Raw genomic sequence first — 14,505 nt, 5'->3', positions numbered from 1 at the left:
CCGGAGCGGATGGCGCGCGGCGCGCCGTCAGACGGCGGTGGGGCTGTTGGCCGAGACGGTGACGTCGAGCGTTACGTGGCCGGCACCCGGCCCGAAGCGGCAAAAGGCCTCGTTGAGTGCGGTAAAAATGGCGCCTGCGTCGCCGCGCAACTTTGTGCAGAAATGCTTGGAGCGCTCATATACGCCCGACTGCTTCAGGAAGTCGATGCAGCCATAGATCTCGTCCATGTGGTCGTCGGTGCCCATGACATAAAGCGAGAACTGCGCCGCCGCCGGCTGGCCGGTGGCGGCCACGCCGCGCACGGCGGCGATAGCGGCTTCCTTGCGCGGGCCGAGCGGCCCGGCAGGTCCGCCAAACGCGTCGGAGCGGCAGATCAGATCGTCCGGCTCGCCCGGGCAGCCGCGCGAGATGGCGGCCGAAAGCACGCAATGCTTGCCGCTGCGCGCTGCCGCCACGAACAGGTCGCGCATGGCAGGAAACAGCACCTCGGGCGGTCCGACCAGCAAGGTCGAGATATCGTCGGTCTCGATCCGCAGTCGATCACGATAAGGGTCCAGTGCCCCGAGCGCGCCAAGGATGACGCCGACAAAATCGCTGGACATGGGATATAGGGAAATCTGTGCGCCTGAAAACATCGCCCGCCTCGCTCCGCTGGTATTACCCAGATCAGCTTCTAGGGTCTGTGGGCTTGCCGCCCCCGTCTCAGCCCCGACCGTACGGAGCACCCCTGTGGATGGACGCGTTAAAGCACCAATCGGGCGGCTATGAAAGCTGTTTTTTCAGGACCATCGCCGGAAATGCATTGCGCCAGGCCTGATTTATGGGCGGTTCCGTCGGGCCCGGTCTTGAGGGAAATTTGTCCGGAACCTTAGCCACGACGAGTGGTTGTCCCTATAGTCGCAAACGCGACGAACTTCGTGGAAACGAGCGAAGACTTCACAGAAATGGAGACAAACCATGCTCATGAAAATCCTCGCAGCTTCGGCTCTTACCATTGGTCTCGCGACTTCGGCGATGGCGCAAAGTGCTGGCGGAAACGGCGCCAATAATGGGCCCGGCAGCGGCCAGTCGGTCACGGTCGACCCGAACACGCCGGCATCGCCGAACACGGTGGATCCTGGCACGACCGGCAGCACGACCGTCATGCCCGACGGCATGAATTCGAACGCGGACCGGAACTGTCCGGCCAGCCCACAAGGTGCTCAGCCGGATGCCAGCCACACCGCTCCGGGCACCGCTTCGCCGACCGTCAATGACAAGCATTGCGGCAAGTAGCCATTCGCCGAAACTGCTGGAGAACGCCACGGGGCGTCTGTTCCGTGGCGTTTCCGTCTCTTTATGTTTCACCCTCGCCGAACAGGCAGGCGCCTGAGACGTAAACCGCCATCGGCCTTCGTCTCGGTTCGGGCGCCGTCTACGATACAGCCTTTTCGCGAACCGGCAGCTTCCAGCCCGGCCTGACGAAATGACAGGTGTAGCCGTTCGGGTATTTCTGCAGATAGTCCTGATGCTCGGGTTCGGCTTCCCAGAACGCGCCGGCCGGAGCCACCTCGGTGACCACCTTGCCGGGCCACAGGCCCGAGGCGTCGACGTCGGCGATGGTGTCTTCGGCGACGCGCTTCTGCTCATCGCTGGTGTAGTAGATCGCCGAACGGTAGCTCATCCCCACATCGTTGCCCTGGCGGTTGCGTGTCGTCGGATCATGAATCTGGAAGAAGAACTCCAGCAGCGTACGGTAGCTCACCCTGGCGGGATCGAAATTGATCTCGATGGCTTCGGCATGGGTGCCGTGGTTTCGGTAGGTGGCATCAGGCACGTCGCCGCCGCTGTAGCCGACGCGCGTGGACAGGACGCCCGGGATGCGTCGGATCAGATCCTGCATGCCCCAGAAACAGCCGCCGGCAAGCACCGCGCGTTCGCTTGAAGTCGCCATATCAAATCTCCCCAAAGCAACTCCGGGGAAAGGTTGTAGCCGTTTCCGTCCGGAATTGCGCACGATAAAACTGGAGGCCCGGCGCTATGACAGCCGCTCCAGGATTTCCCATAGATGGGCATTGTCGTCGGCTTCGTCCAGTCGACGGGCGCGTCCTGCTGCCGATCACCACGGACGCGCGGCGTCACTCCCCAGGCCTGAACCTGCGCACCACGACCTCGAATACGATATCCGATATCCACATCGCGCAGACGCCGATGAGGAATGCGGCCGCCAGGGTCGTGGTGTCGTCATTGGCCATCGGCAGGCCCATGGCGCGGGAATACTGGACCACGGGCAGCGTCAGATAGGCGGCGGCTAGCGCGCCGCAGATCGGCGAGGCCACCATCTCGCGCGGTTTGTAGCGGTGGCGCGACAGCGCGCGCAATATGCCGCCGGAAAGGCCGGCGACCACCACCGGCACCTTGATACCGAGCAGGTCGAAAAGATCATGCATCATTTCATTGTCTCGCGATCAGGAAACAGAACGACCGATCCGGCACCGAAGATGAGCGGTCCCCGAGCGGCAGGGCCCGAATCGAGCGGCAACACGATCGTCATGGCTTCCACCCGCACAGTTTCTCGCCCTTGCGGTTGTGCGCCAGCAGCGTCCGGACTTCCGCATCCGACAGTGCTGCGACGGCGGATGCGGACAAGCGCAGCGGGCTCGAGACCGCGCAAAATCCGCCGGTGACGGTGGTGCAGCCGGCTACCGCGACAAGTGCTGCGGCCGCTGCGACAATCAATCCCTTGCCCATGACCTGAGCTCCTTTCGGGCAGTGGCGGCGGGTAGCGCGCCGATGTCGTTGTCAACCTGGTCGGCGACGTCGCGCGCCGCCGCCTCGGCCGCGGCCTGCCGGCTACGTTCGGCGCGCTCGCCGGCAAGCCGCTGGCGAACACCCCAGCCAAACGCAGCGACGATGGCTGCGCCGATGCCGAGAACGGTCGAATTGCTGAGCAGGAAGGAGAGGAGCGCGCTCATTGGTTTGGCGCGTCCTTGACGAGATAGCCGACGGCAAAGACGGCTAGCGGCAGCAGCGTGGCCCATGTCTCGGCATCGTACCAGGATGGCCAGACATTGCGCACGAAGACGCCGGAAATCGAAACGGCGGCGGCGGCGATGGTCGCGGCCGTCAGTTTGTTGGTCGGGCGGATGGTCGGCTGGGTTGTGGTGGCCATGATCAGAACATTCCTTGCAAGGCGGCGGCGATGTGGTGCCAGGCGGCGTAGGCGACGAGCAGGCACGCGACAATGATCCCGCCCGCCTTGGTGGCAGCTGGGATGTTGGCGCCGGCAGGCGCCGCCGCGACCGGTTCGACGGCATCTACGGCAGCAGCGCCGCCCGGCGCCGCCGCAGCAGCGGCCGGTGCAGGATCTGGCCGCGTGGCCGATGCCTCGCCTGCCCCGACAGCCGTCAGCAGCAGCGCCTGTGCGCGGACGGATCCGACCCGCCTCGACCAGCCTTTGCCGAAAGTCGGCCAGGTCGGAAGCCGCTTCAGGAAAGCCAGGCGGGCATCGCAGAGATTGTCGATGACGACGGCGGCCGGTCTGGAACCGACGGCAGCGAGCGTCTCGGGCCCGATGCGGCCGTCCTGGGCGGTGCCGACCACTGCTTGAAGATATTTCGCCGCCCTGCTTGGCCCACTGTTCACGGCATAGTCGAACACCGCGTAATCCACGCCGTCGGGCAACTCGGCGCCAGCCACCGCATCCCAGTAGAAGCGGCGGTACACCGTGGCGAGTTGGGCATCGCTGATCTTCCTGAGATCCGCCTTGGCGGCATCCGCCTTCACGTAGCGGCGGAAATTGGCGAGCGTGACGCCCTTCATGGTGGCGCCGCCCGGATCGGCCGGATTGTCCGACCAGCCGCCTTCGGATTTGAGGACGAGCGCAAGCGCCCGCGTAAAATTGCGGTCCATGATATCCCTTTCGATTTCTTGGTGGATGAGGTGAGTGGGTGATCGCCGGCAGCACAGGGGTGCGGATAGTCGCCGTTGCGCGCGCCTCGGTGCCTACTTGCAGTGCGTCAAAACCGGAGGTCGCCTTGCGCGCCGGCCGGCGCATGGTTAGAAAAAATACAATTTTGGGACGAACAGGTCTGGGATGAGAGACTTTGTTGGCGCCGCGCGGCGCCTGGCCTTCAACAGGCTGTCGGCCGCCATCGATCGCCGCTGGAACGTCGACCCGCTGGGCTCGGCGCCGCGTGCCTCGAAAGAGGAATATCTGAGGCTGTTCGAAGCCACCCGGCGCGTCTCATTCGCTGAGATCGACAGGCTCGAGGCCGAAACCGGCTTTGCCGTCGATCGCGACTGGCTCGACGAACTGGCCCTCCACACCCAGATCACCATCAAGACCAGCGCGCTCGCCTACCCGCACGGGCGGGTGCTCTACAGTCTTCTTCGCCGCCAGCTGGCCGACAGCCCAAGGCCGTTCACCACCGTCGTCGAGACCGGCACCGCGCGTGGTTTCTCCGCGATCTGCATGGCCAAGGCACTCGCCGATGCCGGCGCCTGCGGGCATGTCGTCACGCTCGACGTCCTGCCGCACCATCATCGCTTCTACTGGAATTGCATCGACGACCATGACGGCAGGAAGTCGCGCGCCGAACTGCTTCGGCCTTGGCAGCCGCTGGCCGACCGGATCATTTTCCTGCAAGGCGATTCACTCCTTCAATTGCCCAGGGTCGGCGTGAACCGGATCCACTTCGCCTTCATCGACGCGCAGCACACCAGGAAGAACGTGCTGGCCGAGCATCGCTGCGTTTCGGGCGTTCAGCGCGAGGGCGACATGGTCGTATTCGACGACGTCACGCCAGGGTCCTTCGATGGCGTGGTCGAAGCGGTCGCCGAGATCGAGCGGCAGGGCCGGTACGAGGTGCGCCGTCTGAACGCGTCCAAGCAAAGAACCTATGCCTGGGGCATCAGGCGGTGACGAGACGACAGCCCGGATAAACCATCGGAGGCGAGACCTTGCTCAGAAATATCGCCCGCAGGCTTTATCTCGGCATGCGCCGGAACATCGACACCCCGCCCCATGGCGGCCGATGACTACCTGAAGGTGCAGTACTTCCCGATGGCGACGAAGCATTGCTGATCCTGCGCAAGAAACCGACCTAGCGCGCCACCCAGCGATTGAGCCTGACCGCGCGGCCATGGGTTTCAATCGCCGGCTCGGCTTGGTTTAGGTTGGAAAGCTACCGCTCTGTCCACCAGCGATAATTGTCGATGTGTGTCAAACTTAAGATCGCCTTGCGCGCCTGACCGCACATGGTTAGAAAATTGCAACTCAAGACGAACACTTTGAGAGAAGACTATGCTGGCGCGTCGGGCATGAAATGTGGGTGAACCAATCGTATGCCTCCCAGACTCGTCAGACTATGGGGAAGCTACAAAGACTGACAAAGCCCACGATCGGCGTAGCGGTTGCCCTGTGCATATGGATGGTGAACTGGGTGATGGTCAGAGGAACGCCATTTCCCGATCTGCAGAACTACATCCAGAATTTCGACAAAAGGGCATACTATGTTTCTCCTGATACCGCTTCACTGATCGATTGGTATGCCCAAGAATACCTTTGGCGGAAGGGTATCTACGCTCTCAAAGAGAGCTTCGAACTAGCCAGCATCTTTTCTACCCTGACCTTAATCTCCTTGGTAGTCATCAGCGTCTACGTGGCAGTCAAAGCCTCGTCCCCAGCCTACATCCTTTTGCTAATCCACCCTCAGTTAATCGATCTCGTATTCTCTCAAGTACGGTCGGCTGTCGCCATGGCCGCAATCTATCTGGCCCTCCTATTGCCATGGCGCCTGGTCAAATATGCATTGGTGGGAATTGCACCCTTTATTCATTCTGCGGTTCTGGTCTTTGCCGGCGCGTTCGCAGTGGGCCAAATTATCACGGGCTCCGATATTTGCGGGCGCCGACATGTGCTAATTTCGACATGCTATATAGCGGCCATAGTTGTCGCCGTGACCATCCTCAAAAGCTATCTTCTGGGCTCGATCGGCGACAGGCGAGCGACGATAGAAATTACTACGAGCGGATTCCTGCTGACGATGATGGTAACGGCGTATGCTGTCCCTTTCCTCTTCTTTGATCACCTGTTCAGCAGGAAGTTTGCCGCGTTTGTTGTAGTTCTCGCTTCATCACTCTGCTTCGGGATGTACCTCTACAATCAGAATGGCATCCGGTTCGTCGCTCTTGCGATTCCAGCGCTTGCGGTTGCAATCTCCAGCATTCCCGATCTTCACTGGCGCCGCCTTATACTAATTGCGGCTCTCGCGTCACAGGTTGTTTTCTTCGGCTATTGGGCCAAAGGTATTCTCTAATGAAAACCTTGCGATGGATGGCCCACCAGTATCTTGCCGAAGGAGATCGTTGGCGGATTGCATGTGTCGAGGTGTTCGGCTTAGTCTGGAGGAACGCGTTTTTCCAAGCCTTCTTCTGGTTGATGGTCGCCGGCAACCTCCTGGCTATGTTCTTTGGTGATTCGTTGATCCGTTGATTAGCCTCCGAACTGCCATTTGCGGACCACAACAGTCATCACGCCGCTGCCAGGGTCCTTCGTTACCCCTGTATCGTTTGCAATGATTATGTCGACAATGTCAGCGGTGACGACCCCGGCGTACTTAATCGTGCAGCCCAGCAGGTCGGCGCTAAATCCAATGCCCGTTACCAAGTCACCACGAACGGCACCTGGTACGGCAACCTGCACAGTCAGACTTGTCCCCGTCGGGATGCCTGGCGTCGGATTGAGGAATACCTGTCCAATGGTGCGGAGCTCGCTTTCAGATATGCCGTTGAAGGGCGTGGTGATCGTGCCCAGGCTAAGGTTCATCGCATTGCCCGCGAGCCAGTTCTTGCCGCCATCGGTGACGTTGGCAAAGCGGATGCCGTTGGTGAACGTCACTCCGTTTGTGGCATCGAAGACGTTGTTAGCAATACGACACCCGATAAGCTTGGCATTCTCCACAAGAATGCCGTTGTCGACGGTGAGGCCGGAGCTCGGTGGGAGGAAGCCGCCAAAGACGTTCCCCTCCACAATCAAGCCGCTGAACAGGCGATTGCCTGAAGGTGCCCCGATGCGAATGAAGGACGAGATACCCATGCCTGGGGAGAACGTAAACTGGTTGCCGCGCACCGATCCGCTCACCGGGTCGTTGGCCTGATCGTTGGTGATCTGAATGCCCTGGTTTTTCTGACTAGCCACATAGGTAGACTGAGACATCGCGAACGTATTGTTGTCGCAAGAGAAGCCAGTCGTCCTATGGATGATGATGCCGTTGTGCGGCACATCGTTGAGCATGTAGACTTGGAGCCAGTTTTTATCGACCTTGATGCCAGCCCCGTGGACGACATAAATCTGGCAGTTGCCACCGGCCCCCTTCGTCTTCACCCCTTCGATGATCGTCCCATTGCCAAAGAAAGAGATAATGTTGGCGCAGGGCATCGTCTCTGGAACGGTCAGATTTGTGCCGTCGCCACAGCAGTCCTGCACGTCGCCGTTCTGAATACGAAGTGATGCCGCACGGTAATCGAGAATGCCGAAACGGTCGATCTGGGAGAAGAGCGGGCTGTCGATGAGGCAATTTTGGGTGTAGCCCATGTACATGCCGCCGCCACACCGAAGTATCTCGATGTCACGGAACGTGCAGCCGAGGCCGCCCTTGTTGTTGACACCACAAGCCGCGATGGTGCCCAAGCTGTCGAGCGCCCCCCCCTCTGGCCCAGTGCCACGGAAGCCGTCGATGCAGATGCGCTCCATGACGACGCCCTGCGGCAGTGCAGAGCCGCTTTGAAAACCATCCGTATCCCATAGCGCGAAGGCATGGCCGTTGCCGGCGGTCCCGGTCAATTGATTGCCAAGCGCTTTAAAATCGCGAAATCCGAGCCGCAATGTGTGGCCGACCAGACGGAACAGCGGCGCGCCATTGATCATTGCGCTTGTGATGGTCGAAACGTCGCGGCCGAAGCCTTCAACATCGAATAGTCCGAGAGCGATGTCGATCGTTTGGTTGATCGTGATATTCGTTGGTGGCAGGCGGATTGTGCCGCGATCCTTGCCGTCGACGATCTGGACCGCCGCAATCAGCGCCGCGGTGTCGGCCGCTGCGTTGCCGAACCCACTGCCCAGTTGACGTAAGTCAACGACGCTTTCATTCAACACCCAAAAGCCGCCATTGACCGCATCGGTCGTGCCGTCCGGCATGAAACGGTCGGCGGAGCGGAAATAGGCCAGCGCCGGGTAGCCGCCGGCGGTGATCGCCGCGCGCGACATGCGGGCATAGTTGGCGCCGCCCACCAGGGTTGCCGGGGTCGTGAAGACCGGGGCGTAGAATTGGGTCCTGATGCTCTTGACGCCGGCAGCGATCGTCGAGCCCGATGCTGTCGCCACGGATGCGTAGATCGGCACGTTGACGCCCGAAACCTGCGCGGCGTCGGCGGCATATTGCTGGGCCAGGTCGCGCGCGAGTTCCGCGATGTGGATGACTGCCGCCAGCGCTCCGCCGATATCCCCGAGCGGATCATCCGACAGATAGTAGGAGATCACGATGTCGCTCGTGCCGATCACCGGGTTGAGGGTCTGGAAAGCGTAGACCAAGCCACCCGAAACAACCCCCTCCTGCACGTGAACGGTCGTTCCCTTCTGCATCGTGCGCGCGGTGCGGGCGTCGGCCGCGCGGTACCAGTAGCCCTCGCTCGCCGTATAGATGCCGTTCAGCCGGGCGTCCGACTGGTTCTTGACCAATACCCGGTCGCCGACGGCGGTCAAAACCCCGTCGATCGTCTTCAGGCCCAGGATCCAGGCAACGCCGTCGACGATGACCGTCTCCAGGTTTGCCGTCGTCGCCAGGCGCACGGGTTCGCGCTCGCCAGTCAGAAGACGAACGGCGGCAGTTGCGGGTCGGGCCATGAGGCTTGCTCCATAAAAAAAGCCTCGCGAAAGCAAGGCTTGGAATTCGGGTTAGGTTGGCGGCGTGGCGACGGGTTCGGAGGGGATAAGCGCTGGCCCGTGCGGCCACGGCGCCACGGTCATTCAGGTTCTTCCTTGAGCAGTTTGGTCACGATCGCTCGGCCAGGCGAGAGACAATTCAGCGGTCGGTTTTCTGTCCTTGGGCACGCACTTCCTGAACAAGCAGCAATGCCGGCTTGCTCCCGGACTGGCTGCCGTGTTAACACCCGCGCACTGCGGTGGCTTGCGCTATGGGAGCGTCAATGTCGCAGCGCTTCCACAAGGTGTGATTTCCGATGAAAAAATCCGCGATTGTCGTCGCTGCAAACGACAACCGCACGGCAGAAGAAAGGCCGTTCGCTTCCCGGTACAAATCCGTTGGAGCGGTGGCGGCGCCGGCGGATTCACAGGCAGCAGGCGAAGAGCCGACCGAGGCCCGCACCCTGACGGCATTGCAGATGTTCTGTCGCGTAGCGGGCGTCTAGATCGCCTTTGAGGCTTCATCCAGACGGCAAGGACAGGCTCTAAAGTCCCGACCCGCTGTATCTGGTAGCCTCCTTCCACAATGCGAGCGCAAGGGCGGGTGTCCGCCCCTTCACCGCATAGTCGCGGTCCCGGTAGCTTCCGGCCGCAATCCACACCGTTTTCGAGCGTTGATAGATCGTAATGCCCCGCGCGCTCGCCCGTGCGAACAGTTCTGTGTCATTTCGATACATCGGTTCCAACCCCTGTGGCCCCCTCAAGGGGTAAGGTGCAACGAACATGCCAAAGTTTACGCCTAGCAAATATTATACATCGCAGAGCTGCCAGCTGCGCCATCGAAGTGCACTGGCAGCCCTAATGCCAAGGTGTTCCGTGGGTGTTTCCGCTGTATTGCACCTGAACTGCCCCCAGGTAACAGAATAGACCAATCCGGAAACATTTGCTTAAAATTGTCTTCTTCGGCCATCGGGCGCCGACTGGCCAGAAATTCACCCCACCAGGAATTTGGATGACGGAACTAGCTCTCCTTCAGTTCCGGAAATTCGTCGGGCATTTTGCTCCGCCTCCATGGTGAGGTCTTTGTATCGCGCCGAGCATGCCAACCCACTGGCAAATCTGCCAATTGTGCAACCGTATTATCAAGCTCTACCACTTCGGCCAAACCCACCAAATTAGGTCGCCTTGATCAACTTCAGCTTCATCTCCGTAGAATTGCCACGACTCATCATCGGCATCATGTGAGGCGTAGGCAACCCAGCCGCCACCACCAAATATTTTTCGGGTCGATATGACGGCCAAATTTTCTGGACCTTCGAACTTCCATTTATCCCTATCTTAGGCTCTTCTGCTTGCCGAGACATCATTCTTGAAGCAGCGGCAGAATCTTTTCGTCGAGGAATTTAAGCCGTCCACTCAACATCTCGGCGTTGGCGGGATTCGCCGGGACATTAACGGGAATGAGCTTCGCCACGGACTTCCCTTGCCGCGCAGCTTCAACCCACTCATCCATTGCACCGATATATCCGTCCAGCGCCTCGTACGGGGTCTCCAAATCGTCACCGGGCATGTACGCTGGGGGTACATCACCGACGAGCACCCATATCCATCGTGGCACATCTGGTTTCCCGGGTGAAATCTCGAAGAGAAAAATGTATATTATCCCTTCGGCACCATATCCGAAATACTCGCCTTCGATTCTCCTTACCCAGTCGTATGATTTGATATATTCACGAGCTTCCAGAAGGGCGCTGTCAAGGTCATCATCTGCACCTGGGTCGTCTGCTGGTAGAGGAAGACGGCTTACTTTACCGAGATCCGGGGTAATTTTGCTCACAGTTTCTCTCCACTACTTATCTTAGTCCGCAGCCATCGTCTCCTAGCCCAGCGCTGAAAATCGCCGGCTTCCATGTGGAGCCTTATGTGCTCTTCCCTGGTACGAGGCTTAATATTTGATACGTGATCTAGCCCACCATTGGCGACGATAAGATCTTTTCGTCGAGCCCGGCTGACATTAAACCGAAGGCAGATGTGTGACGCTGCTCAAAATTGGATTTGGCATTGATCGTCATGATTAACTCGACACTTATCCGAGGCGCTTTAACGTTCGTCGGCAACGACGCGGGCGACCCCACTACTTATTGCCGACGTCGAACCGTTGGATGGATGCGGAAGGAAGTCCCAGTTCATCAAGCACATCGAAGGCGCGCTCCGATATCACGAGGTTCAGTTTCTGATTGACGCCGAAGTCGTCGTGACCTGCTCTACCGTCCACCTTGAGCCAAACAAACGGAGGGAGCTCGACATCGGGCTGCAGCTCCAGAAAATTTTCGGATTTGGTCACTTCGGCAGGAGCGAATGTAGCGCCGGAGATGCCAATATCGAGCAATCCGCGCTTGGCTTCTTCCGTCACCAGGAAACAAGGAAAAGTGGTGACAAGCGCGTCGCCGAACCATCCCTCAACCTGATAGTGGAGCTTGCTCACGGCAGGCGGATGGACGCTGGTGTCCATAACAGTGTTCTCACCCAGCCCACCAGCCACGTCAGGCCTAACTTCATAATATCGCATTATTCACCTATCGGTGGGTCGAACAGATGCCCATATTTCTTGTCTAACTCAGTTGCGTAGTCAAGCACTTGCTGCCGGGTTGCCGTGATGTGCGTCTTATAGAATTCATCCCACTCGGCTCGAATCACTTTTAAATGCAAATTTACGTCGAATTCCTTTCGGACACCACGGAGATTTTCGAGTGAATGTATCTCTTCACTTGCAAAAAGCCCTGGGTATCTATCAAGAACGTTTTGCTCGACACTATGATGAACAACATAATCTCCCTCGTTGAGTGCGGGATTCGCTTTAAAGAACGTTTTTCGGTAGTTTTTTGATTTCGTCCACCCAACCTTTGCACCGGCATATTTAATCATGGAGGCGTCCCTAGAAAGCAGAGAAGCCAGCATTGCAGCTTCAAAAGCACTTTCGGATATCTCACCGGATCGCGTTCTACGGCGTCGAGACTGCCGAGAGACCGACCGAGCAATGGCTTGTTGGGATCGAAGGGTTTCGGCGTCGACGCCACGAACAAGTATCTCGCCGCCTTTGGCAAGTTCAGCCGATCGCTTCGAAAATACGGAAGAGCTCTCGACCCAGGGCTTGGCAATACTTTTGGCGCCCTGGAAAACCTCACCCACCAACTTTTCGCCGGGAAAGGTACCTAAGGCGTCGAGCACTGCATCGCTGTAGTTTCCATCCAGGGCGGCATTCAGGGCTTCGTCGAGCGCCAACGAAGCTCCCACGACAGGTGTGAAGTCGGCTACCGAAATACCGTCATTGCCGAGGCCCTCAGAGCCTACAAGCTTTTGCGCGGCGAACCGCCACAGACTTCCCGGTTCACTATCGCCAGCTATTAGGTTCCCTAACCGCTCTCGAGCCGTCAGGTACCGGTTGGTTGCGTACCCAGTTGGTACCGACCATCCCGACTGGACGGTGTTCTGCAAATCGAGCACGCCCATCGGGTCGACGCCTGCTGCCCGAAGCGAGCTGTTCGCGGCATCGTTGTCTGCTTGCGACGCACTGGCCTGCAAAAGATGGCCAAGCACCGCTTCAAGCGCCTCTTGATTCGGCAGAGCGGCAAGCACATTGCGCAGCTCTGTCTGCTGAGATTTGGGCGGGTGAGCTTCGTCTTTAAATTTCCCTACAACGCCTTTTGCCACAGAATTCGGCAACGGCTGGACGGGGTTGAGGCCCAACTGCTGTTGGGCGGCAATCGAGCCAACGATCGCGGTCTGATAGTCCTCCGGCTTCGAAAGATTATTCCAAGCTGCGTCGAGGGCCGCGAATGTCTTGCGTACATAACCGCCCGGATCGCCTCGCCTCGCTTGAAATGTCAGGTCCGCCGCGGCGGCTATTGCATCATAACGCGCCCGATCCTCTTCTGGCGTCGCACTATCGGCCTTGGGCGCAGACTCTTTGACCATGGCCTGCACGGCGTCATTGGACATTGTGCGCATGCCGTGGAACTGGCGACTGACATCAAGCGCTTGATGGAGAGCCTGAAAACGCCTGAACCCTTCCGTCGCCCCATAGAGCCCCACGAACTGTTCTGGCGTGAAGGTCGGGCCCGAATAGCTGCCAGTGTCCCTGATCGCCCTAGGTGCGTTCTGTTCGGCGAGGCCAATACGGGTGCGCATCTCAACTTGCTGAGAAGCGTGAGCCGCCTGCGCCTGTTGGAGCAGCGCCGACCGGTCGTCTTGTGGAATGTCTTCCCCAAATGCTTGTGCCACAATTTCATCCGGCGCGAGCTTGCCAACACGATTGCCTTTCGCTGCCGCCGTATCTGAACTGCCGGCAAGACGGATCCAGCTAACGTCGGAGGCATCGCTGCTGGAAGAGTCTGCCGGCGCCCCGCCCAACATCTCGGCGGCCCGCTTCGGATCCTGGGCGATCATCGCCTGAACCAGTGCCTTGGCCGTGTTGCTGCGCCAGGCCACTTCCGCCGCTTGCCTGATAACCGGGTTTCCGATCTTGGCGATCAGATCGGACCCGTTCTGCCGGATCGCCTCGAAAGCTCCGATGTCGTTCGGGTCGCCTTTTGCGATGGAGCTGGTGGACATGGTGTCGACCTTCGCCCACTCCGCCAGCTCATATTCATCGCGCTGCTCCTGCTGCCGCTGCGCCATGCGCGGCGAGCCGGCCGCGCGCATCGGCTCCTTCTGCCTAGCGAAAGCGGCCCGCCGGCTCTCGGGTATCTCAGGCAGAGTCTCGTCGAACAGCGTGTCGAACAGGCCGCGCTTGACGACCTGCCCGGTGCGCGGATCGACCTCGCCATACATCGCATCGTGCAGGCCGCTGCCGTCGGCCGGCGCATTCGCCGCCACCTCGTCTTCCGCCTGCGCGATGCGGCCGGCGAACCGGCGGCGCGCCAGCTCCGCGTCGAACGCTTCCTGCCGCTCCTTCATCTGCCGGTAGCGCTCGGCGACGGCCGAGAGCTCGTCGCCAAGATCCTGCATCGCCCTGCCGGCCGGCGACCCCTCGGGATAGGAAACGCCATTGCCGGCCTCGAGCCGGCGCTGGGCAAGCTGGAGTGGAATCGTCGCCATCAGTAGAGCCCTCCCGTGAAGGCGCCGCCCGGCGCCGGCGGGAAGGCGCCCTTGCCGAAGGTCACGGCCTTGGTCGGGTCGTAGAGACGGGAGAGACCGGACACGAGGCTGCCGCCGGCCTTGAAGATCGACGCCGCCGCGGCCTGCCTGCCGGAGTAGCGCGCGAGCGCCGCCTGGCTGTCGAGAGTGTTGCGGCGCAGCGCCGAGCCGTACTGGATCGCCTTCAGGTCGAGCTGGCCCTGCCTGGCATTGGCCGCCAGCACCTCGGCCGGCGAGCCCGATAGGCCGACGCCGGAGGCGCCCGCCCGGGCCCGCGCCTGCGAAAGCAGCAGATCCTGCCTGTGGCGCTCCTGGCTCTGTTCGAAGGCGGCACTTTGCGCATCGGCCTGCGCCTGCTGCCCGTAGGCCTTGGCCTGGTAACCGGCCGCCTGGTTTTGCTGCCGGCCTTCGATCAATGCGCCACCCACCGAGATGGCCGTGCCGAGAAGGGCTAATGTGCACATGG

The 14,505-nt window shown here is 60.2% G+C and carries 16 protein-coding genes and 1 riboswitch; of the genes, 4 read left to right on the top strand and 12 right to left on the bottom strand.

The annotated features are described in order from the left end of the window. Positions 1-27: 27 nt before the first annotated feature. Entirely contained in the window at positions 28-636 is a 609-nt protein-coding gene (locus FJ953_RS02500) for a YkoF family thiamine/hydroxymethylpyrimidine-binding protein (protein ID WP_140515909.1), read from the bottom strand. Next, positions 627-740, bottom strand: a riboswitch (TPP riboswitch). Its footprint overlaps the gene before it by 10 nt. Positions 741-958: 218 nt before the next feature. On the opposite strand from FJ953_RS02500, the gene FJ953_RS02495 reads away from it, so the two are divergent. Then, positions 959-1,276 (top strand): hypothetical protein, encoded by a 318-nt coding sequence (locus tag FJ953_RS02495; protein ID WP_140515911.1) that lies wholly within the window; start codon positions 959-961, stop codon positions 1,274-1,276. Between the two features lie 139 nt (positions 1,277-1,415). Here the strand turns inward: FJ953_RS02495 and msrA are convergent, their stop codons facing one another. The 6 genes from msrA to FJ953_RS02465 form a co-directional block, all read right to left on the bottom strand. Continuing rightward, complete coding sequence (gene msrA, locus FJ953_RS02490; RefSeq protein WP_140567593.1) at positions 1,416-1,934, bottom strand: peptide-methionine (S)-S-oxide reductase MsrA; 519 nt, start codon at positions 1,932-1,934, stop codon at positions 1,416-1,418. 184 nt (positions 1,935-2,118) lie between these two features. Continuing rightward, complete coding sequence (locus FJ953_RS02485; protein WP_140500166.1) at positions 2,119-2,430, bottom strand: hypothetical protein; 312 nt, start codon at positions 2,428-2,430, stop codon at positions 2,119-2,121. Between the two features lie 100 nt (positions 2,431-2,530). Beyond that, on the bottom strand, positions 2,531-2,731 hold the full coding sequence (locus tag FJ953_RS02480) for a hypothetical protein (protein WP_140499930.1): 201 nt from the start codon (positions 2,729-2,731) through the stop codon (positions 2,531-2,533). After that, entirely contained in the window at positions 2,716-2,955 is a 240-nt protein-coding gene (locus tag FJ953_RS02475) for an ABC transporter permease (protein WP_140499931.1), read from the bottom strand. The genes FJ953_RS02480 and FJ953_RS02475 overlap by 16 nt, the downstream gene beginning before the upstream one ends. Next, positions 2,952-3,152, bottom strand: a complete 201-nt coding sequence (locus FJ953_RS02470; protein ID WP_140499933.1) for a hypothetical protein — start codon at positions 3,150-3,152, stop codon at positions 2,952-2,954. Before FJ953_RS02470 ends, FJ953_RS02475 begins: the two co-directional genes overlap by 4 nt. A gap of 2 nt (positions 3,153-3,154) precedes the next feature. Beyond that, on the bottom strand, positions 3,155-3,892 hold the full coding sequence (locus FJ953_RS02465; protein ID WP_140499935.1) for a glycosyl hydrolase 108 family protein: 738 nt from the start codon (positions 3,890-3,892) through the stop codon (positions 3,155-3,157). Between the two features lie 184 nt (positions 3,893-4,076). On the opposite strand from FJ953_RS02465, the gene FJ953_RS02460 reads away from it, so the two are divergent. Then, a complete protein-coding gene (locus tag FJ953_RS02460; RefSeq protein WP_140567596.1) occupies positions 4,077-4,904 on the top strand; it encodes a class I SAM-dependent methyltransferase in 828 nt (275 codons plus the stop codon). 409 nt (positions 4,905-5,313) lie between these two features. Further along, positions 5,314-6,300, top strand: a complete 987-nt coding sequence (locus FJ953_RS02455) for a hypothetical protein (protein WP_140672461.1) — start codon at positions 5,314-5,316, stop codon at positions 6,298-6,300. Positions 6,301-6,476: 176 nt separating this feature from the next. Here the strand turns inward: FJ953_RS02455 and FJ953_RS02450 are convergent, their stop codons facing one another. Next, positions 6,477-8,885, bottom strand: coding sequence for a hypothetical protein (locus FJ953_RS02450; protein WP_140623038.1), 2,409 nt, complete (start codon positions 8,883-8,885; stop codon positions 6,477-6,479). Positions 8,886-9,220: 335 nt separating this feature from the next. Between FJ953_RS02450 and FJ953_RS02445 the strand changes: the two genes are divergently transcribed. Next, on the top strand, positions 9,221-9,409 hold the full coding sequence (locus tag FJ953_RS02445; protein ID WP_140623036.1) for a hypothetical protein: 189 nt from the start codon (positions 9,221-9,223) through the stop codon (positions 9,407-9,409). Between the two features lie 857 nt (positions 9,410-10,266). Here FJ953_RS02445 and FJ953_RS02440 read toward each other — a convergent pair. The 4 genes from FJ953_RS02440 to FJ953_RS02425 all read right to left on the bottom strand — a co-directional run bounded on the left by FJ953_RS02440 (position 10,267) and on the right by FJ953_RS02425 (position 14,503). Continuing rightward, positions 10,267-10,740, bottom strand: a complete 474-nt coding sequence (locus FJ953_RS02440) for a hypothetical protein (RefSeq protein ID WP_140499943.1) — start codon at positions 10,738-10,740, stop codon at positions 10,267-10,269. Positions 10,741-11,037: 297 nt separating this feature from the next. Beyond that, on the bottom strand, positions 11,038-11,415 hold the full coding sequence (locus tag FJ953_RS02435) for a hypothetical protein (protein WP_224519111.1): 378 nt from the start codon (positions 11,413-11,415) through the stop codon (positions 11,038-11,040). A 56-nt stretch (positions 11,416-11,471) separates the two neighbouring features. After that, positions 11,472-14,000 carry a hypothetical protein gene (locus FJ953_RS30365; RefSeq protein ID WP_181171674.1) on the bottom strand — a complete coding sequence of 843 codons (2,529 nt, stop codon included), beginning with the start codon at positions 13,998-14,000 and terminating at the stop codon, positions 11,472-11,474. Beyond that, on the bottom strand, positions 14,000-14,503 hold the full coding sequence (locus FJ953_RS02425; RefSeq protein WP_140547579.1) for a hypothetical protein: 504 nt from the start codon (positions 14,501-14,503) through the stop codon (positions 14,000-14,002). The genes FJ953_RS30365 and FJ953_RS02425 overlap by 1 nt, the downstream gene beginning before the upstream one ends. Positions 14,504-14,505 lie beyond the last annotated feature (2 nt).

The sequence above is a fragment of the Mesorhizobium sp. B2-3-6 genome (assembly GCF_006442305.1).
In the GTDB taxonomy this organism is placed as follows: Bacteria; Pseudomonadota; Alphaproteobacteria; order Rhizobiales; family Rhizobiaceae; genus Mesorhizobium.
Note: the sequence above shows the minus strand (reverse complement) of the source record. Positions and strands in the feature narration are given on the sequence as shown.